Source organism: Halodesulfovibrio oceani subsp. galateae (assembly GCF_055397225.1).
This window is the reverse complement of the sequence record NZ_AP042453.1, coordinates 3,263,923-3,283,544: the sequence shown is the minus strand read 5'-3', so window position 1 is coordinate 3,283,544 and position 19,622 is coordinate 3,263,923. Positions and strand designations below refer to the sequence as shown.

General features: G+C 45.4%; 13 protein-coding genes. 7 read left to right on the top strand and 6 right to left on the bottom strand.

Annotation, left to right across the window (positions count from 1 at the left end; genetic code table 11):
• The first annotated feature begins 5 nt into the window (after positions 1-5).
• Both ACZ5V1_RS14475 and ACZ5V1_RS14470 read left to right on the top strand, forming a co-directional pair.
• Positions 6-614 carry an FmdE family protein gene (locus ACZ5V1_RS14475; protein ID WP_464389440.1) on the top strand — a complete coding sequence of 203 codons (609 nt, stop codon included), beginning with the start codon at positions 6-8 and terminating at the stop codon, positions 612-614.
• Between the two features lie 185 nt (positions 615-799).
• On the top strand, positions 800-1,654 hold the full coding sequence (locus tag ACZ5V1_RS14470) for an alpha/beta fold hydrolase (protein ID WP_464389439.1): 855 nt from the start codon (positions 800-802) through the stop codon (positions 1,652-1,654).
• A 137-nt stretch (positions 1,655-1,791) separates the two neighbouring features.
• On the opposite strand, the gene ACZ5V1_RS14465 is transcribed toward ACZ5V1_RS14470, so the two are convergent.
• Positions 1,792-4,029, bottom strand: a complete 2,238-nt coding sequence (locus tag ACZ5V1_RS14465; RefSeq protein WP_464389438.1) for a vitamin B12-dependent ribonucleotide reductase — start codon at positions 4,027-4,029, stop codon at positions 1,792-1,794.
• Positions 4,030-4,333: 304 nt separating this feature from the next.
• Here ACZ5V1_RS14465 and ACZ5V1_RS14460 point away from each other — a divergent pair, with 304 nt between their 5' ends.
• Both ACZ5V1_RS14460 and ACZ5V1_RS14455 read left to right on the top strand, forming a co-directional pair.
• A complete protein-coding gene (locus tag ACZ5V1_RS14460) occupies positions 4,334-5,530 on the top strand; it encodes an alginate O-acetyltransferase AlgX-related protein (protein WP_464389437.1) in 1,197 nt (398 codons plus the stop codon).
• A gap of 270 nt (positions 5,531-5,800) precedes the next feature.
• Positions 5,801-6,088 (top strand): HU family DNA-binding protein, encoded by a 288-nt coding sequence (locus tag ACZ5V1_RS14455; protein ID WP_160717641.1) that lies wholly within the window; start codon positions 5,801-5,803, stop codon positions 6,086-6,088.
• A 188-nt stretch (positions 6,089-6,276) separates the two neighbouring features.
• Here ACZ5V1_RS14455 and ACZ5V1_RS14450 read toward each other — a convergent pair whose 3' ends face one another.
• The gene (locus tag ACZ5V1_RS14450; protein ID WP_464389436.1) at positions 6,277-7,035 is read right to left on the bottom strand and encodes a TrmH family RNA methyltransferase; all 759 of its coding nucleotides are present in this window, start codon (positions 7,033-7,035) and stop codon (positions 6,277-6,279) included.
• A gap of 161 nt (positions 7,036-7,196) precedes the next feature.
• On the opposite strand from ACZ5V1_RS14450, the gene ACZ5V1_RS14445 reads away from it, so the two are divergent.
• Positions 7,197-8,840 (top strand): LysM peptidoglycan-binding domain-containing protein, encoded by a 1,644-nt coding sequence (locus ACZ5V1_RS14445; protein WP_464389435.1) that lies wholly within the window; start codon positions 7,197-7,199, stop codon positions 8,838-8,840.
• Positions 8,841-8,982: 142 nt separating this feature from the next.
• A complete protein-coding gene (locus tag ACZ5V1_RS14440; RefSeq protein WP_464389434.1) occupies positions 8,983-11,811 on the top strand; it encodes an FAD-binding and (Fe-S)-binding domain-containing protein in 2,829 nt (942 codons plus the stop codon).
• A 494-nt stretch (positions 11,812-12,305) separates the two neighbouring features.
• On the opposite strand, the gene pruA is transcribed toward ACZ5V1_RS14440, so the two are convergent.
• The 4 genes from pruA to ACZ5V1_RS14420 all read right to left on the bottom strand — a co-directional run bounded on the left by pruA (position 12,306) and on the right by ACZ5V1_RS14420 (position 17,858).
• The gene (gene pruA / locus ACZ5V1_RS14435) at positions 12,306-15,317 is read right to left on the bottom strand and encodes an L-glutamate gamma-semialdehyde dehydrogenase (RefSeq protein WP_464389433.1); all 3,012 of its coding nucleotides are present in this window, start codon (positions 15,315-15,317) and stop codon (positions 12,306-12,308) included.
• Between the two features lie 397 nt (positions 15,318-15,714).
• Complete coding sequence (infA, locus tag ACZ5V1_RS14430) at positions 15,715-15,933, bottom strand: translation initiation factor IF-1 (protein ID WP_160717631.1); 219 nt, start codon at positions 15,931-15,933, stop codon at positions 15,715-15,717.
• A gap of 134 nt (positions 15,934-16,067) precedes the next feature.
• Positions 16,068-16,868 (bottom strand): prolipoprotein diacylglyceryl transferase, encoded by an 801-nt coding sequence (lgt, locus tag ACZ5V1_RS14425; protein WP_464389432.1) that lies wholly within the window; start codon positions 16,866-16,868, stop codon positions 16,068-16,070.
• A gap of 66 nt (positions 16,869-16,934) precedes the next feature.
• Positions 16,935-17,858: a substrate-binding domain-containing protein gene (locus tag ACZ5V1_RS14420; RefSeq protein ID WP_464389431.1), complete on the bottom strand. Its 924-nt coding sequence runs from the start codon at positions 17,856-17,858 to the stop codon at positions 16,935-16,937.
• Between the two features lie 285 nt (positions 17,859-18,143).
• Between ACZ5V1_RS14420 and der the strand changes: the two genes are divergently transcribed.
• A complete protein-coding gene (gene der, locus ACZ5V1_RS14415) occupies positions 18,144-19,583 on the top strand; it encodes a ribosome biogenesis GTPase Der (RefSeq protein WP_464389430.1) in 1,440 nt (479 codons plus the stop codon).
• Positions 19,584-19,622 lie beyond the last annotated feature (39 nt).

The following is a 19,622-nucleotide window of genomic DNA, read 5'->3' as shown; positions in this document are numbered from 1 at the left end:
TGACGGTGACCTGCTTTTTTACTGAAAAAACTATTGAAGATGTCATTGCTTTTCATGGACATAGTTGTCCTGGTCTGGCGATAGGCATACGAGTTTCTGAGTTAGCTTTACGTGAACTTGGTGATCCGAACAGTATTCAAATGGTTGCAGTGTCGGAAACGGATATGTGCGGGGTGGATGCTATTCAGTTTCTTACAGGGTGTACCTACGGAAAAGGAAATTTTGTCCACCGGGACTATGGAAAGATGGCCTTTTCGTTTTTTGACAGACTTTCCGGAAGAGGCTTTCGGGCGTTGCTGAAGCCCGAAGCAGGTGACGGTGTGTGGAGGCAGCTGAATGCCCTTATGGAGAGTGAGGATGATAACTCCGGGGAAGTTTATCAGCAACGCATTGATCAGCTGCGGCAGCAGTGGCAAGAACAACTGATGAGTCGTACGCTAGAAGAGTTGTTTAACATTACACCGTTGAAGAATGGAATGCCACGTCCCGCAGTGATTTTGAAGAATTTAGTTTGTGACTGTTGCGGTGAATCTGTAATGGAATCCCGTATCCGTCGTTTTAGCGGTAAGTTCGTCTGTATTCCATGCTTTGCAACAATGGAACAAAAAGTATGACGGGGTTGAAGTCATGTTGTTTCGTTTCGTGTAGTGGAAGATTATGTTTTCAAAAGTGTAAAGACTCATATGCATCAGCCTGTTAACTGAACTATAATTAGCCTGCCAATGACAATGTCGGTGTTGATGGTGTTGTTTGTCACTTGTACTAGCTAATTTGATTGGATGTTATCAGGGAGTAATGGATGTTTCACCCAAAGAGTTTTGTGCTGATTCATGGTGCTTGGCATGACCATCATTCTTGGGATCTTATCGTTCCTTTCCTCGAAAATGCTGGTCACCTAGTAACAGCACTTGATCTTCCCGGTGCTGGTGTAAATGCTAAGTACCCGTCTTCATATTTCCGTCGTCCATTTGATTTAGAGGCCTTTACAGCGGAGCATTCTCCTAATGCTAATGTGACGCAGAATGAAAGGACTGACGCAGTGATCGCAGCTGTTCGTGAGCTAAATGAAAAGAGTAGTTCTAAGGCTGTTCTTGTTGGGCATTCATTAGGTGGCTTGACTGTTTCCCATGTTGCTGAGGCAATTTCTGATGAACTTTCAGCAGTGGTGTATTGTTCAGCACTTATGCTGCCGTCGAACATGTTGCATACTCAGATGAATGCACATGAGACTATGGGTGGAAGATTAACACCGAATCTTCAGATCGGTGATCCTGTTAAGACGGGTGTAATGCGGTTTAACCCAAAGTCAGATGATCCTAATTACCGAGCCTTGGTTAAGGCAGCCTTTTATGCAGATGTGACCGAAGAACGATTTCAGTTGGCGCTGAGTTATCTAGCCACTGATGAACCAGTGCAGGTTACAACCATTCCATCTCCCATTACAAAGCAAAATTTTGGAAGAATTCCACGACACTTTATTCAATGTACTCAAGACAGAGCTATTCCATTGGCAGCCCAGCAGGAAATGGTTGATTTAGTGGATGCGGATATGAATAACGCAACAACCGTTTATCGTTTGGTGTCGAGTCATTCTCCTTTCTTTTCACATCCAGAGGAACTTGCTCAAGTTCTTAAAGAGATTGCGGAGTCTTAATTATACGGAGTAAGGGCTGTTCTTTGTTTTTCAGTCTTTACGTGATGAAAAAACAGTTGTTCCCAAGGCATAAAAAAAGCCGGTTGTTCTATGACAACCGGCTATATTTTTTATTTAAACATATTTGCTAGTTTTCACTATCCACACTTGGTGAACCCGCAACCATAGCATTTGTTGCAGCCTTCTTCGAAGACTAACTCATTACCGCATTCTGGACAAAGCTGCTTTGTGAGTCCGTTTGTGGCATGAACGGATATTGAAGATTTAAGGTAACGGTTCTCCAAAATCCATGCGATTGCATCTGGAATTGAGAGGAGTAACCCTTTCTTCTGAAATACTGGGTGTTCTCCACCAATGCCTTTGAGCTGACGAACGATATCGATCGGTTCGATACTAGCTCGAAGTGCTAACGATACCAATCTTCCGATAGCTTCAGCTTTAGCTGTGATGGATCGACCGGATTTACCGATGGTCGCGAACAGCTCAAATGGTCGACCATCAATTTCATTGATGGTCACGTAAAGCATGCCCATTCCTGTTTCAACTTTTTGAGTGAACCCGTAGACGATTTCAGGGCGGTCAACCTTAGGTCGTACCTGAGTAGACTCTTCTTCTTTCTTGGAACCTTCGGTGCAAAGAACTTGTGATTGCAGACTGCCATCACGGTATACGGTCACACCTTTGCAGCCTTGTTCATATGCCATCCAGTAGATGGAACGGATATCATCCACGGTTGCTTCTTTTGGTACGTTTACAGTCTTGGATACGGCGTTGTCTGTATACTTCTGGAATGCTGCCTGCATTTTTAGATGAGACTCAGCTTCGATGTCCATGGCGGTCACGTATACTTTACGAAGATCTTCCGGAAGATAATCAATATCTGCAATGGTGCCTTTTTCTGTGATCGAATCCATAAGCTTTTCTGAATAGCAACCTCGTTCTTCCAACGCAGCCTTGAAGAATGGGTTAGTCTCTACAAGCTTGTCACCATCCATGACATAGCGGGCGAAGGAGAGAGCAAAGAGCGGTTCGATACCTGAAGAACAGCCTGCCAGAATGGAAAGGGTGCCAGTAGGCGCGATAGTGGTAACGGTTGCGTTACGGTATGGTCCAAGATCTCGTTCGCCAAAAATTGAATCTTCGTATGCAGGGAATGCACCGCGTTCTTTTGCAAGCTGTTTGGATGCGGCTCTTCCTTCTGCTTGAATAAATTCCATGACCTTTTCAGCAAGATTGAGTGCTTCCTGACTATCGTAAGGAATATTCAACTGGAAAAGCATGTCTGCCCAACCCATGATACCGAGGCCGATTTTACGGTTGGTTGTTACCATTTCAGTAATTCGGTCAAGTGGGTAGCGCGATGCATCAATTACATTATCAAGAAAGCGCACAGCGAGATGGATGACGCGGCGAAGACGGTCCCAATCTACAGAAAGGATATTGCTGTCGTCTTGTTTCAACATCACATTCAGATTGATAGAGCCAAGGTTGCATGCTTCATATGGAAGCAAAGGCTGTTCACCGCATGGATTCGTTGATTCAATTTCTCCAAGCGCCGGTGTCGGGTTGTCGCGGTTAATGCGATCGAGGAATACGATGCCCGGGTCGCCTTTTTCCCATGCCTTCTGTACAAGAATTTCGAAGACTTCACGTGCGTTGAGTGTGCTGATGACATCTTGATTGTGCGGATCAATAAGGTCGTAATCTTCCCCGCTTTCCACGGCTTTCATAAAGTCTTCAGTGAGTGCTACAGAGAAGTTGAAGTTGTTAAATTCACCTTCACGTTCTTTTGCACGAATGAATTCCATAACATCAGGATGATCGATGCGAAGGATGCCCATGTTGGCACCGCGTCGTGTTCCACCCTGTTTGATTTGTTCGGTCGCTGTATTGAAAATACGCAGGAAAGAGACTGGGCCGGAGGCAACTCCGCCAGTTGATCCTACGCGTGAATCTTTAGGGCGCAAGCGGGAGAATGAAAATCCGGTACCGCCGCCTGATTTATGAATCATGGCTGCATGTTTTACTGCGTCAAAAATTTCTTCGATTGAATCACCAACGGGCAACACAAAGCAGGCTGCAAGCTGTCCAAGTGACGTACCAGCATTCATGAGTGTTGGAGAGTTGGGCAAAAATTCCATGTTGGCCATCATAGAATAGAAGTCTTTTGCCAAAACATCAGGAGAAACAGTGGTTTTTTCGTACTTGCTTTCTTCTGCGGCAATGGCAAATGCAACACGCCAGAATAATTTTGTCGCATCTTCGATAGGGTTACCGTCAAAATCTTTGCGGTAATAACGTCTTGCTAAAACAATTTCGGCGTTTTCATTAACTTCTAGGGACTCAATATCAGCTGGGATTTGCTGTTCAACCATGTTCGCTCGCACCTTATTGTGTATTATACGTTTATTTCTGACAAAGTCGTAATTGCTAATAGTAATTATATTAATTAACGCAAAGTTGCCATATAAAAATGATAATTAAAGGACAGTACACTTTTTTACAAAAAAAGACCTTAAAATAAAATTGTTTGAGCTTTCAGTATAGCGATTTGCTAATCAGTGTTCACCAAACAAAGTGCTGATTCTTATATTCAGACGATGACGTTTGACGGAAACTCTATGACCGCTTAGGGTTAAAGTTGGTTGCAAAACCAAACTCAGCTCATGGAAGGTAAGAATGTTAAAACAAGTTTTGATTGGTGTTGTCTGTGCAGTTGTTTTTTCTGCGACACTCGCTGTGTATGGAATATTTGATGTGCATATCATTGCATACGCATTGGCTATTTGGGCTGTGGCGTGCATTTTCATGCGCGGAAATAACGCATTGTATATTACTGGTGCATTTGTGCTGGCTACTTTTGTTGTATGGGGCGGTGTCACTGTAAGCGGCTTTGCTGAAAAGAACGCGGCAACTCCGGAACAATATCTTGCAGAATATAATCCAAGCTTAGCGTTTTACACCTTTGCTCCTGATAGGCAGGTGCAGATGGAGCAACGCGCAGGTTTGCTGGCGCGTGTAGATCCGAGAATCGCACCAGTTGCTCGAGAGATTGTTTTTGTGACTGATAAAAATGGACTCCGTAATTCAAACGGAGTGAGTAACCCTGATGTGTTGTTGATTGGTGGTGGTTTTGTTGTCGGCAACGGAAATACGCAGTCATCTTTAGTCAGCGATATTTTGCAGCAACAGTATGATGTTGCTGCGTACAACGTCGGAACCCCGGGTTCTCTTGATGAACAGGCTTTGTTGGCTTTGACGTTAGTTAAAGAACAAGGTCTTGTTAAGAATGGCATTCTTTTCGTGTTTGAAGGCGAGGATTTTAAGCATTTTAGTTCAGAAGTGCATTACCCGCTTAAACGTGTCACAAAATACTTGGGTAATAATGACCTTGGTCGACTTTTACGAGAGTACAGGGACGGATTCTTAGCAAACAGTGCGGATCAGTCCGGTGTTGTCACATATCCAATCGGCGCACGAAGCATGGCGTTTTCAGAAGCATATGTTTCGGAAACTCTTGCTACTACATATGAAGCAGATCCAAAATTAGAAGAATTACTTGCGTCTCTTAGTGATAACGCAGGACTTATAAATACTGTCGTCTTTGTTCCTACCAAGTTGCGGGTTTATGCCAATTTGTTGGGTGGAGATGTGCCACAGATACCTGAGTCTCCAAAGTTAGCAGCTCTGCGAGCCATGACTGAGAAGCATTCATTTAAGGTGTACGATTTGACTCCGCATCTTCAGGCAAAAGCAATTGTTGAATGGGGACGTCGTAAAGAACTTATATGGTGGACAGATGATGTTTATTGGAATGAATCAGGAGCTAACGTTGCTGCTGAACTGGTAAACGAATTGCTGAAGGGCAATATGTAGCATTTGAAATGGAATATATGAGTGAAGTTCTATTTTTGATGATCGACTGCTTACATATAAAAGAAAAATAAGAGTAAAAAAAACCGCGTTAAATTCCTGTGAAACAGGAACAAACGCGGTTTTTTGAGAAATATAACGAAAAAATTCAATTTTAGCACAATTCTATCTCAGAAATGATTGACATAAACGCCTTATATCTGCATAGAATCAAAGCTATACATTACAAAGGCTTGTCTAGGGGGAGAACCATTTCGCAAGGAGGATACTCTCATGCTGACAAAAGCTGAGTTTGTTGTAGCTCTTAAAGACACCCTGCCGGAAGTTTTCGAAACTAAAGTTAGTGCAGAAAAAGCGTATGACGCATTTTGCAAAGTATTAACTAAAGGCGTCGTAAGTGAACAGGGTGTTCGCCTTCCAAATGTTGGTGCATTTTCTGTTTACGACCGTGCTGAACGTACCGGACGTAACCCGCAGACTGGTCAGCCTATGACCATTCCAGCTCGCAAAGTTGTGAAATTTTCACCAGCTAAAGCGTTGATGGACAGCGTCAACAAGTAGATTGTAACCCAAAGGGCCGTCAGTTTTGGCGGCCTTTTGACTTCTTTTCCATCCTTCCTGTATTCTCTTCAAATTGTTGCAAATCCGCATGAAATCACGACTTGCAGCATTTCTCTTCAGTTTGTGTACTTATAAAAAACAGTACCGCTCAGCATAAATAATCCTTTTACAATACAGTGTATTGTAGATTAATCACAACTTGCAGCATAAAATTGAGAAAGCATCATGGCACCAGCTTGCGCTACGTTAAGCGAATCGAAGCCATGAGCCATAGGGATGAACAGAGATACATCCAGTCGCTTGGCGACATTCGGGCGGATACCTTTTTCTTCGTTTCCTAATACTAAAATTGCTGGCGTGTGTAATTTGGCTTTAAACAAATTTTCTGCGCCTTCTTTTGATTCTGCACCGTACACAAAATAACCCATCTCTTTTGCAAGTTCTAATGTGCGAGAAATATTAGTGGCTTTTGCAACTGCCAGTTTGCCAAGTGCACCGGCAGAAACTTTTGCAGCTGCTGCGCCCAGAAATGAAGCATTGTGTTTAGGAACAATCATACCGCCAGCGCCGATTCCATAAACGGTACGAGCGAGTGTTCCCGCGTTACCTGGATCCTGAACTTGGTCCAGAACAACAACAAGTGGTAATTCTGCTTCCAATGCTTCCGTGAGAACTTCTTCTTCAGACTTAAAGCCTGCTTTAAATATTTTTGCGATAACGCCCTGATGGTTCCCTTCGAACAATTTGTTCAAAGTAGGGTCCTGTACAAACATAAAACGAATTTTGTTTTTTTTGCACAGATCAGTAATTTTTGTGATTTCCGGCCCGCGCTTATCTTTACGGATGAGCACGGAGTCAACTTGCTCTGGTGAAGACGCAAGTTGTTCGGCTACCGGTTTTACGCCAGGAAGGATGCCATCGGTGTTTTCGTCGTAATTGTCGCTCATAATTATATATCCTGAAAAAATCGCTAAATAGATGTAAGATTCTTTGTAACTGATGATTGCCTTGTACTCTCGTATAGGGTAGGTGGCATATCATTATTAGGGTGAAATACCTGTCTAAAACTAGTCTTGCAATAGCTACACCCCCGCTAAATGGAAAATAGATGCAGAAAAACTCTGATACTCACAAAATGACTTTCCAAAAGATTCTTCTTTTGTGCCTTGCGTGCATGCTGCTTGGAGCATGTGCACCTAAACCGAGCAAGAGCACGGCCACACTGCCAGTTCTTATTCCGGATGAACCTACCATGATTTCAGAGCTTGTAGAGCTTGAAGTCGGTGGTGAACCGGCAGATGAAGTTGTGGATGTGCAGGTACCGCCTGCAGATGACGCAGAGCCATTGTCCAGTGATGAGATTGAAGCGCTTGAAACTCGCCTTAACATCGATATTGAGATGGATGAGAGTGATCGTAAGGTCGTTGAGCAATATTTCAAGTATTTCACTCACAGAGGTCGCAAAACATTCCAGCGCTACCTAGCCCGTTGTGGCATGTTGCTTCCACATGCAACGGAGATTTTTAAAGAAAAAGGTCTGCCAGAAGAAATAGTATATCTGGCCTTCGTTGAAAGTGGATTCAATGCAAAAGCATACTCCCGTGTTGGGGCTGCTGGTGTATGGCAGTTTATGCCTTACACAGGTAGAGTCTATGGTTTACACCAGAACTGGTGGATTGACGAGCGACGCGATCCCTACAAATCCGCATCTGCCGCCGCAGATTATCTTCTAAAATTATATAACGACTTCGGGGACTGGTACCTCGCTATTGCTGCATACAATGCAGGTGAGGGCAAGATTGGTCGTGCTATTAAAAAAACCGGCGCAGAAAGCTTTTTTGAATTAACACAAAAAAACCACAAGCTGAGCTACCGAGCAAGACTCCGCAAAGAAACTAAGCATTATGTTCCTAAGTTTCTTGCTGTCGTGAAGATCATGCGTAACCTTGAGAAACTCGGTTTTGAACCTGTTAACGAGATCCCTTGTGAAAACGTCACACCAATTAAGGTAAAGGGCGGTACGGATCTACTTGCTCTTTCCAATGATCTTAATCTTAAATGGCGTGCATTTTCTGACATGAACACTGCGTTCCGTCGTCAGGTAAGCCCTCCAGACTATGTGTCGACTGTTTATGTTCCATCGAATAAAGCCGCTAAGGCTACTGCCTTCCTTGAAAGTGATAAATCCCGACCATATGCTGGTTGGCTTGCTTACAAGGTTCGTAAAGGCGATTCATGGTACCGTATTGGTCGAAGACATGGTGTACCGATTTCGGTACTTAAAAAGATCAACAACCGCAGAAGTAATCTGCTGAGACCGGGACAGCGCTTAATGATTCCCGGCAGTAACTCTACTCAAGTTGCATGGCGCAGCCCGCGTGCTAAAACCCGTGCAATTGCGCAGAAACGCGGCAATTACATCGTTCAGAAGGGTGATACCTTGTATGATATCTCCCGCGCGACTGGTGTGAGTGTAAAAACACTCCTGTCAGCAAACGGATTACGTTCCGCTAAGCGACTTCGTGCCGGTAACAAACTGTACATCCCGAACCAGTCTAAGGCTACTGTTGCTAAGAGATCATCTAGCAAGAAAAGTACTAAGACTGTAGCGTATCAGGTTCGCAGAGGTGAATCTGTATGGACGATCGCGAAAAAGTTTGGCGTATCATATAAAGATGTTCTCCGTTGGAACAGACTGAGCAAACGCTCTATTCTTCGTCCTGGTGATAATCTGAAAATTTACGCGAACTAGTAACAACACATTCCTTTGGAATTCTAAGCCCCCGCTTTCTGCGGGGGCTTTTTTTGTAATGATAGTAAAATTTTCATTTATTGCAGTGGGCGGTAATGCTACTGTGCTCATACTATTTGAAAACTAAGTAGGAGTACGCGCCATGCATGTAACGCCGCATACAGCTTTTTATAATGACTTACTGTCTGTAATTCCAAAACAAAGAATTTATAAAGATCCGTTACAGGTTCTGGCGTATGGAACTGACGCCAGCTTTTACCGCCTTATTCCAAAAATGGTTGTAGATGCCGAATCTGAAGAAGAAGTGCTGCATATACTCAAACTAGCGGATACCCATAGGGTGGCCGTAACGTTTCGCGCTGCGGGAACCAGTCTTTCCGGTCAGGGTATATCGGATTCAGTTCTGGTACGAATCGGTGACTCTTGGAGAAATTACCGCATCACAGAAAATGCGACTCGTTTTATTGTTCAACCGGGGCTTATCGGTAGTCAGGCGAACAGGGCTTTACTGCCGTTCGGCAGAAAAATCGGTCCGGATCCTGCGTCGATTGATAGCGCAAAAATTGGTGGTATTGTTGCCAACAACGCCTCCGGTATGTGTTGTGGCGTAGCAGAAAACAGCTACAAAACTCTTCATAGTATGCGCCTTGCCATGTATGACGGTACATTGCTCGATACTGCGTGTGAAAATAGCAAAAAAGCTTTCGCTGAAAAGCATCCGGAAGTGGTGAAAGGGCTTGAGGATATTCGTGAACGCGTAATGGCAGATAAAGGTTTGTCCGGCCTCATTTCCAAAAAATTCAAAATTAAAAACACCACAGGTTACAGCCTGAACGCGATCGTTGATTTTGATGATCCGTACGAAATTTTACAGCACCTCATGGTTGGTTCTGAAGGTTCGCTAGGATTTATATCAGAAGTCACCTACCGAACAGTTATTGAACCTAAATACAAAGCTACCACGCTTGCGATGTTCCCGAGCTTGCAGGATGCGTGTCTTGCAACAATGGAATTGAAAAAGCAGCCTGTATCGGCTGTAGAGCTTATGGACGAACGTTCGTTACGCTCCGTAAGTGATAAGCCGGGGATGCCGGATTCAATTAAAGATATCGCCAAAGGCACGACGTCACTATTAATTGAAACTGCTTCAAATGATCCATTTGAAATCGAAAAGCAGGTGCTGGCAATTGTCGCGTCTATCGACCATATTAATAAGCTTGAGCCTGTGGAATTTTGCCATGATCCAATTCAGTGTGCGAAATTCTGGGCAGTGCGCAAAGGTTTGTTCCCAGCCGTTGGTGCCGTTCGTGATACAGGAACCACGGTTATTATTGAAGACGTAGCCTTCCCGCCGGAAAGCTTTGCAGAAGGCGTAGCGCGTCTTGATGAGTTGCTGAAAAAGTACAAGTACGATTTGGCAATTATGTTTGGTCACGCGCTGGAAGGAAACTTGCATTTTGTTTTTACACAGGACTTCAACATAGCGTCAGAAATTGACCGGTACCAAGGTTTTATGGATGAAGTTTGTACGATGGTAGCAACCGAGTACAAAGGTTCGCTTAAAGCAGAACACGGAACAGGGCGTAACATGGCGCCGTTCGTAGAGCTAGAGTGGGGCAAGCAGGCGCATGATCTTATGCGTGAGCTTAAAGAACTGCTCGATCCATATAACTTGTTGAACCCGGGTGTAATCATTAACGACGATCCGCGTGCGCATCTGACAGCACTCAAACCGTTGCCAGCCGCTCATGATATTGTTGATAAATGTATTGAGTGTGGATTCTGTGAACCAATCTGTCCGTCAGCAAACGTAACGTTTACGCCGCGCCAACGAATTACAAGTTTGCGCGAATTACATCGACTTAAAGATATTCCGGAAGAACAGCATCGGCTTAAAAAAATGTGGGCAGAGTTCAACTACCTTGCCATGGAAACCTGTGCGACAGACGGGTTGTGTCATACCCGTTGTCCTGTAGATATTAATACAGGAAGCATGATTAAGGACTTACGTGCAGAAAAGGCATCCTCTTTTGCAAACACCGCAGCGGATTGGGTAGGGCGCAATTTCAGCACTGTCGCAAAAGGCGTGCAAGGAGCACTTACAGGTGCAAACCTAGCGCACCGCCTGCTCGGCACCCGCGTAATGGATTCTGGAGCAAACGTACTTCGTGTTGTTTCCATGAAAAAAATTCCGCTTTGGAACAAAGAGATGCCAACAAGCGCTGGCCCGATTAATCCTGTGCCGATCAATGACGGAAATCCGGACAAGGTTGTGTACTTCCCAAGCTGCATAAGCAGAACAATGGGACCTTCAAAGGGTGATCCTGAAACAACAGATATTCCGCAGAAAACAATTCAGCTCCTTTTAAAAGCTGGATACGAAGTTCTGTTCCCGTCTAACATGAAGAATCTTTGCTGTGGTCAGGCGTTTGCTTCAAAAGGCTACACCGCACAAGGCGAAACGAAGTCGAAAGAGCTTTCCGATGCACTGCTGGATAGTTCAGAAAATGGCAAATATCCCGTTCTCTGCGACACCAGTCCGTGTCTGCATCGTATGCTCGATCATATGGACAAGCGTCTTACGCTCTACGATCCAATTCGTTTCTGTTTGGAATGCTTGCCGGAAAAACTCGAGTTCGTAAAACTTCCTCGTAAAGTGGCGATTCATCCAACATGTACTGTGCGTGAAATGAATCTAGTAGAGCCGCTCGTACAGCTTGCAAATATGTGTGCAGAAAAAGTTGTGCTTCCTGAAGACGTATACTGTTGCGGCTTCGCCGGTGACAGAGGCTTCTCGTTCCCAGAACTTAACAAAGCAGCACTAGCAGATCTACCTAAGCAAGTTGAAGATTGTGACGAAGCCTACTCAACAAGCAGAACATGTGAAGTCGGACTTAGCCTACACTCCGGTCTCAAGTACCGGAACATTATGTATCTGGTTGATGATGCGACAGTAGTAAAAAAAGGATAGTGAAGCGGGAGTGCCTGCGGCGCTCTTTTGAACGTGTTTTGCCTGCGGCGCTTTTTATTTTCTTTTTGGGTTTTTTATGCCTTCGGCGAGCAAGGGCTCCGCCCTGCACCCGCAAGGGGGAATCCCCCTTGACCCATTTAGCGAGGGGCGCACGTTAAGTGAATGAATCACGGCTTAATGAAGAAATATAAGGAGGATGCCCCGCTTGGGTCATCCTCCTTTGTTGTTTTTGAAATAATTTGAGTAAATAAAAAGGGTTGGCACTACTGGTGCCAACCCTTTTGTGTTTATTTAGTAACGTATGAGGCTACTGTATGGAGGAAAACCTTCTTACACCATAACCTCAGGGTAGTGGTGCATAGCCGCGTGAAAACATATTCAACGGGCTTACCTCGCAGTTAAAAGTTTTTGGAGAGTCCAGAGAACCTTGTTTCAACAAGGTTCTTTGGCCGCCGGAGGCAAGCCCCGCAGGGTTGCCAAAGGCACAGCACACACTAAATCCAGTCATCATCCTCTTCGATAGGCGCGAAGCCACGGCGCATGGTGTTTTCTGTAACCACACGCGGATCGAGGAATTGAAGGAGATAGTCTGGGCCACCGGTTTTGGAGCCGACGCCGGACATTTTGAACCCACCGAACGGCTGACGTTCAACGAGAGCGCCAGTGTTGTTGCGGTTGAGGTAAAGGTTGCCGACGCGGAATTCTTTCCGTGCTTGTTCGAGATGCTCTGGTGAACGGGAGAACACGCCGCCTGTGAGGGCAAAGCGAGTACCGTTTGCAATATCGAGTGCTTCATCGAAGGATGCTGCACGCAGAATTGCGAGCACAGGCCCGAAGATTTCCTCTTGTGCGATACGGTCATCCGGCTTGATGTCACCTACGATGGTTAATGGAACGTAGGCACCTTCTGTTGGATGATCTTCACGCTTGAGAAGGATTGTTCCTTCTTCTTCAGCGAGTTTGATGTAATCCATAACAGTTTTCTGACACGAAGCGTCTGCAAGAGGCCCCATGTAGTTTTCAGGATCTTCGGAACGACCGATTTTGATGTCCTGACATGCTTTGACGAGCCGCTCAATGAAACGATCGTAGATCGGGTCGAGAACGATAACGCGTGAACATGCGGAACATTTTTGTCCTTGGAAAGCAAAGGCAGAGTAGACCACATGCAACACTGCTTCATCGAGGTCGGCATCGTCATCAATGATGATGGCGTTTTTGCCGCCCATTTCAGCGATAACGCGCTTGCACTGGAACTGGTTTGGCTGAACTACAGATGCTTTGTTCTGGATGCGTAAGCCAACTTCCATGGAACCTGTGAAACAGATCATGGATACTTTTGGATGCTCGATGAGATAGTCACCCATGACGGAGCTTCGACCCGGGCAGTAGTTGAATACGCCATCCGGCAGTCCGGCTTCACGGAAGATTTCTACAAGGTTGTAGCCAACTCGTGATGATATGGATGCAGGTTTGTAGACGACAGGGTTACCTGTCACGATGGCAGCGGAGCACATGCCGATTGCGATTGCAAACGGGAAGTTCCATGGTGAGATAACAGCTGCAACACCTTTTGGTTGGTAGAAGAGCTGGTTGTGTTCACCCGGAGCACGTCCCATTTTGCGCGGCTTGTCGAGACGCAGCATTTCGCGGGCATAGTATTCGAGGAAGTCGATACCTTCGCCGACATCATGGAATGCCTGATCCCATTGCTTGCCAATTTCTAGAACCTGCCATGCTGACAGTTCGTATTGACGCTCGCGAGCAAGCTCTGCGGCTTTAAGCAGGCATTCTGCACGCTCTTTTGCTGGCGTATTACGCCATGTGAGAAATGCTTTGTCTGCGGCTTCGAGTGCTGCATCAATTTCTTCTGTTCCAGCCTGACAGACGTCAGCAAGTTTTTCTGTGTAGTCAGCCGGGTTTGTTGTCGGGATAACGTCGTCAGTAATAACTTCTTTGCCGTTAATGTAGAGCGGAATAATGCCGCCTGCTTCACTGCGTATTTTGCTGATAGCATTCGGGAACGCGGTGCGGCAGCGTGGAATTGTAAAGTCGATCATGGCGTCGTTTTTAAAGACTGGCAGACCGTCTACAAGTTCTTCCGGCTTAGGTTCAGGGCGTGCGGCTAGTTCACGATCCAGTGATATTTGTGGATTTTCAAGAAGGCGTGTGACTTCCGCACCGTCTGCAAAGGACTGGCGAAGGAAAGATTCGTTCGCGGTGTTTTCGAGAAGACGACGCACAAGATACGCCATACCCGGGATAATATCACCGTACGGGCAGTAAAGGCGTACACGACCTGCTACTTTGAGCAGACCTTTACGAACAGGTTCTGCCATGCCGTAGAGTACTTGGAACTCGTACCGTTCTTCAGGTACGTTCATGGAGTTTGCCATTTCCATTGTGGCAGAGATGGAGCGAATGTTATGGGAACCACAGGCAAAGTATACGATGTCGTGGTTTTCGAGCAGAATCTTAGCAACACGTTCGAATGCAATGTCAGATTCCGGCTTGTACATCCACACTGGGAAGTCCCAGTTGTTTTGCTTAGCCAGTACCGATTCCATATCCCAGTATGCGCCTTTTACCAGACGGACTGCGATAGGAAGCTGTTCTGTACGTGCCCATTGAACAAGCTGTTCAGCGTCATGTTCTGTGCTGCGTAAGTATGCCTGTAATACGATAGAAAGATGTGGATAATGGCGGAATTCCTGAGCGCTACGTAAACGACGGTACAGCTCTAGAGTAATTTCGCGGTATTTGAGCGATTCCATATCAATGCACAGGAATGCACCCATTTCAATAACTTTACGGTAAACAGGCTCAAGGCGTTTGTAGATGCCTTGGACAGAGCCTTCAATATCAACAGGTTTTGCCTGAGAATAGAGTGCAGAAGGTTTAATAGATACGTTAACTTTTGGTGTGTATCCCCAGTCCATGTTTCCATCGCCGCCCTTGCCGGCGTGTGCTTTCCATTTAGACTGCTCTTCAGCGATTGCATCAAGTACTTCAAGGTAACCGTCACGGTATGCGTCAGCTTCTTCTTCGCTCACGGTTGCTTCACCGAGTAAGTCGACCGTAAAGGTAAAGCCTTCCTTGCGTAGCTTTGCAAGCCCCTTCACTGCTTCTTTGGTGTTTTGACCAACAATAAATTGGCGTCCCATGTTCTCAATGTTGGAGCGGATGGTTTTTTCCATAATTTTAGCGGTAAGTTTACCGCCAAAACTTGCTTTGCCTGCACCCCATTTAAGAACGGATGGAACTTCGTGGTCATCACCGGAGAAGTATTCGCGAATATGCCGAGACAGCGACTCCGAAGTGTTCAGATAAGGAAATACGTCTACAAAACGGAATAGCTGAACTTTGAAGTCTTCATTCTTCATAGCCCAGTCCATGACTTTACCGGTCCACCATCCCTTATTAAAAATGGATGGTGCCTCGCCACTGATGCTGGTGAAGAACTCTTTACCCCGTTCAACAATCTTCGCCTCTAGCTGTGTATCCATTCAGGCCTCCTGAAGTGTACAAGTTATCAATCGATAGATTTTTCACTCTGTATTGCTCGAACCTGTTAATCTACCACCTTTATTTTATGTATAGTTATAAAAAACGTTGTACAGTCTTAGCAAAATAGTGGCAAGCATCTGTGCGAATTTACAATATAATCTTACGAAAGAAGCTGGATATGGGGGATGGGGAAGCTGGTTGTTTACACAACTCTCAAAAGCAGAAGCATTATTTTTGCAGGCGTTACTACAGTTCGTTGAATATAAAAAAAGCGGCGTGCAAAAGCACACCGCTTTAGAATACAACTCTACATTGAACGTACTGTAGTTAACATTCGCGTATTGTAAAAATTACAACGCGTGGGAACAATGCATGACATGTGAAGTGGCAAGAATTTTATTTACTGCGGTAAACAATCCGCCCTCTGGTAAGATCGTATGGAGAAAGCTCCACTTTAACCGTATCTCCAGGCAGAATACGAATATAATATTTACGCATTTTACCAGAAATATGAGCAAGCACCTTGTGGCCGTTGCTCAGCTCTACTTTAAACATTGCATTAGGTAATGCTTCCTGCACTGTGCCATCAACTTCAATGGCCTCTTCCTTAGCCATGATTCCTCCATATAAAACAGTTGGTAATATGAATCTTTACAGTAAAAATTCTTTTTATTGCTACTATGCGTGGATAGCGACAAATATACCCTGCTGTCAATGGGGGAAACGGCTTTAACTTATCTGCAACGTTATTATTTTCTATCCGTAGGATATTGATTTCGTTTGTAAGCAAGCGAAAGAAGATAGAAACCAAAAAGCACCATAGGCACGCATAGCAGCATTCCCATAGTGAGCCAGTTGAAGGCGATAAAGCCTAGCTGCGGGTCTGGTTCGCGGAAAAATTCTACAATAAAACGGAACAGTCCGTAGAAAATGAGAAATAATCCCGAAACAGCGCGGGTTGGGCGAGGTTTAGCAGAAAATCCCCACAGGATGATGAACAGCAGTATGCCTTCCAACCCTGCTTCGTACAGCTGGGATGGATGGCGCGGCAGTGGGCCGCCACCGGGAAAAACCATTCCTGTTGCTGCGTCTGTTGTTCTGCCCCATAGCTCTGCGTTGATGAAGTTACCCATTCTTCCGAAAAATAATCCCGGAGGAACCATGGGCGCAAAAAAGTCGCCTATTTCAAAGAGTGTCATTTTGTTTTTACGGGCAAAAAGTCCGAAACAAATGATGACGCCGAGTAAGCCGCCGTGGAACGACATACCGCCGTTCCATATTGCGAATATCTGTTGAGGGTTGGAAATGTAGAACGGCAAATCGTAAAAAAGTACGTAGCCGAGCCTGCCGCCGAGTACAACGCCGAGCACGCAAAATGTGACTAAGTCGTCGACCATTTCCGCGCTCCAGACGTTCGTTGGCTTGGAGGCACGATATCTGCCTAGCAGCCATGCGGACAGGAATCCGAAAAGGTACATCAGGCCGTACCAGTGTATACTGAGTGGGCCGATAGAAAAGACCGTCGGGTCTATGATTGGGTATGTAAGCATATATGTCTCCGTAACAGTATGATGCTTTACTGGTCGAGATTTATTGCGTCAATATTTGTTCGGCAGTTATTCAGGTGCCCCGGATTCGCCAGGATAAATGACGCTTGCGGAGCGTTTTAGATCATACCCGCCAAGCTTTTCAGCGTGTGCTATTATCCGTGGATCACGTAACAGGCTGATGAATGCCTGAATGTTTTTGTCGAAATAGCGGGATTTCGGAATGATGAGATCATACCGTTCCCACTGCACTGGGATAAAATCAAGGTTCAGTGAACGCGCAACTGCACGAATACCAAGCCCTGCATCTGCATTACCGTTGATGATTTCAAATCCTACATCAATATGGCGAGCCACACAGTTGTCGTATCCGGGAATGGTTTTACCTTCCGCTCCTGCTGCGGCTAGTTCTGCATCAAAAAGCAGTCTGGTGCCTGTGCCGGCGGTACGGTTAACAACAGTAACGTTACCGGAAGCGATATCTTTGGTACTTTTAATTTTTTTTGGATTTCCCTTCGCAACAATATATCCCTGTTCGCGAAAGGAAAAGTTTACAACCGCAGGTGGTTCCTGCATTTCATTTTGGGTAAAGGAGAAGTTGTAGTCACTCTCGTCTCTATCCATAAGATGGCTTGTGGCGATATGTGCTGCGCCGTTGTGCACTGCGCGGATTCCGCCAAGGCTGCCGAGATTGCAGAACGCGGCATAGGAGCCTTCGTTTTCCTGCATGTAAATTTTCATAGCGTAATCAACAAGCATGTCATTACTGCCTGCGATAATGAGTGTTTTTTCCATAGCAGAGTTTGTAGGCACGTGCTCAGGAAAGTTCATAGTGCGGGCTTCAACCCACTGTTCCACAAGGTGTGCGGGAAACAGCCATTTCCCGGTAGCTTTGGTGGCCGGTAAATTTTTTTCAGAGATGAGCGTGTAGATCATCTTTTCGTTTACACCAAGGTATAGCGCAACTTCTTTCGTGGATAAGAGCTTCTTCATGGGGGAATCCTCCGCAGTTATTATTAGAGAACTGTAGTTGATGTGTCTGTAGAAAATCAACCAAACAACTATTTTTCCCCGTATCATGTTTTATATTGCGAGTAAGTTTGATATCAGCTTACTTGCATACTACAAACTATTAAGGTATTGCCTCTTGCCTTCTTGTGTATTCTATAGATTGAAGGCATCACCTGCCGCAGACCTCTGTCATTGTCTGCTAACTATTGAATACTAAGCACCTAGGCGGACCAAGCTCCGCTATCCTATATTTTTTCGGAAACAATCATGACTTTCAAAATCGCACTTATCGGACGCCCAAACGTGGGTAAGTCCACTCTTTTTAACAGACTCATTCGTAGTAACCGTGCAATCACCCATGACCGTCCGGGCGTTACCCGTGACCGTATGGAAGGCTTTGTACGCCGTGAAGGCGAAGAATGGACCGTCATCGACACCGGTGGTGTAACTCTGGATGAAAACCAGGTCACAGCTGCTCAGGGTCCTAATGAACTTCGTGGTTTCGAAGAAGAAATTCTCCGCGGCGTAAATGAAGCACTTGGTGAATGTGAAGCACTTTGTCTTGTTGTAGACGGCCGTGACGGCCTGATGCCATTTGATAGACGCCTTGCAAGTTTTGCACGTAAAACAGGGTTGCCTGTTCTGCTGGCTGTTAACAAAGTAGATGGTGGCGAGCTGGAAGAAGAGTTCACCGCGGAATTCCATGAACTTGGTTTCCCGATGATCGCTATTTCCGGTGAACATGGCTTCCAGATGCGTACTTTCGAACTCATGCTTCGTGAGATGCTTCCAATTGGTAAAGCCGACGATGAAGACGAAGATACAGAAGAACTTTCTGAAGAATTCGGAGACGAATTTGTACCGCCGGAAGATTACGTGCAGCTCGGTCTTAAGATCGCAATGCTCGGTCGTCCTAACGCTGGTAAGTCATCTCTCATCAACGCACTCACTAAATCAGAGCGCATGATTGTTTCTGACGTTGCGGGTACAACCCGTGACTCCGTTGACGTTACCTATGACGCTGATGACAAGCGCTACACGTTTGTAGACACAGCAGGTGTTCGTCGACGTACCAAAATTACTGACACTGTTGAGCGCTACTCTGTAAACTCCTCTATCAAGTCAACGACTAAAGCAAACGTTACGTTGCTTGTTCTTGATGGCTCGGAAGGTGTTACCTCTCAGGACAAACGTCTTATGAAGCTGCTTGATGAGCGTAAAACTCCGTTTATGGTGCTCATCAACAAAGCTGACCTTGTTAACCCAAGGCAGATGCAGGAAGTACGTAAAGAATACAAGCACGAGCTTGCCTATTGCGGCCATGTGCCTGTTATTCACGTTTCCGCGCATACCCGTATGGGGCTGAAACAGATTCTTCCTTTGGCTCAGCAGATTTGGGATGAATGTTCAGTTCGCGTTCCAACAAGCGTACTTAACCGTACACTGGACGAGGTTCTTACTAAACACCAGCCGCCAGTTGTTAAACGTGTTCGTCCAAAATTCTTCTACATGACTCAGGCAGAAACTCTGCCGCCTACTTTCGTATTTTTCTGTAACGACCATGAACGCCTGAAAGAGCATTACATTCGTTACTTGGAAAAAGCGGTACGTAAGGCCTTTAAGATTGTTCACGCACCGATCAGGCTTAAGTTCCGCTCAAGCCATTCGAAGCGTACCTTCGCGAAGAAGAAAAAAACAAAACGCTAATAAAAAAAGCCCGCACAAACTGTGTGGGCTTTTTTTTTG

What these genes read in the sequence shown, in the direction of transcription:
- ACZ5V1_RS14470 (WP_464389439.1), top strand. Translation starts at nt 800, where the DNA reads ATGTTTCACCCAAAGAGTTTTGTGCTGATTCATGGTGCTTGGCATGAC.
- ACZ5V1_RS14465 (WP_464389438.1), bottom strand. Translation starts at nt 4,029, where the DNA reads ATGGTTGAACAGCAAATCCCAGCTGATATTGAGTCCCTAGAAGTTAAT.
- ACZ5V1_RS14460 (WP_464389437.1), top strand. Translation starts at nt 4,334, where the DNA reads ATGTTAAAACAAGTTTTGATTGGTGTTGTCTGTGCAGTTGTTTTTTCT.
- ACZ5V1_RS14455 (WP_160717641.1), top strand. Translation starts at nt 5,801, where the DNA reads ATGCTGACAAAAGCTGAGTTTGTTGTAGCTCTTAAAGACACCCTGCCG.
- ACZ5V1_RS14450 (WP_464389436.1), bottom strand. Translation starts at nt 7,035, where the DNA reads ATGAGCGACAATTACGACGAAAACACCGATGGCATCCTTCCTGGCGTA.
- ACZ5V1_RS14445 (WP_464389435.1), top strand. Translation starts at nt 7,197, where the DNA reads ATGCAGAAAAACTCTGATACTCACAAAATGACTTTCCAAAAGATTCTT.
- ACZ5V1_RS14440 (WP_464389434.1), top strand. Translation starts at nt 8,983, where the DNA reads ATGCATGTAACGCCGCATACAGCTTTTTATAATGACTTACTGTCTGTA.
- pruA (WP_464389433.1), bottom strand. Translation starts at nt 15,317, where the DNA reads ATGGATACACAGCTAGAGGCGAAGATTGTTGAACGGGGTAAAGAGTTC.
- infA (WP_160717631.1), bottom strand. Translation starts at nt 15,933, where the DNA reads ATGGCTAAGGAAGAGGCCATTGAAGTTGATGGCACAGTGCAGGAAGCA.
- lgt (WP_464389432.1), bottom strand. Translation starts at nt 16,868, where the DNA reads ATGCTTACATACCCAATCATAGACCCGACGGTCTTTTCTATCGGCCCA.
- ACZ5V1_RS14420 (WP_464389431.1), bottom strand. Translation starts at nt 17,858, where the DNA reads ATGAAGAAGCTCTTATCCACGAAAGAAGTTGCGCTATACCTTGGTGTA.
- der (WP_464389430.1), top strand. Translation starts at nt 18,144, where the DNA reads ATGACTTTCAAAATCGCACTTATCGGACGCCCAAACGTGGGTAAGTCC.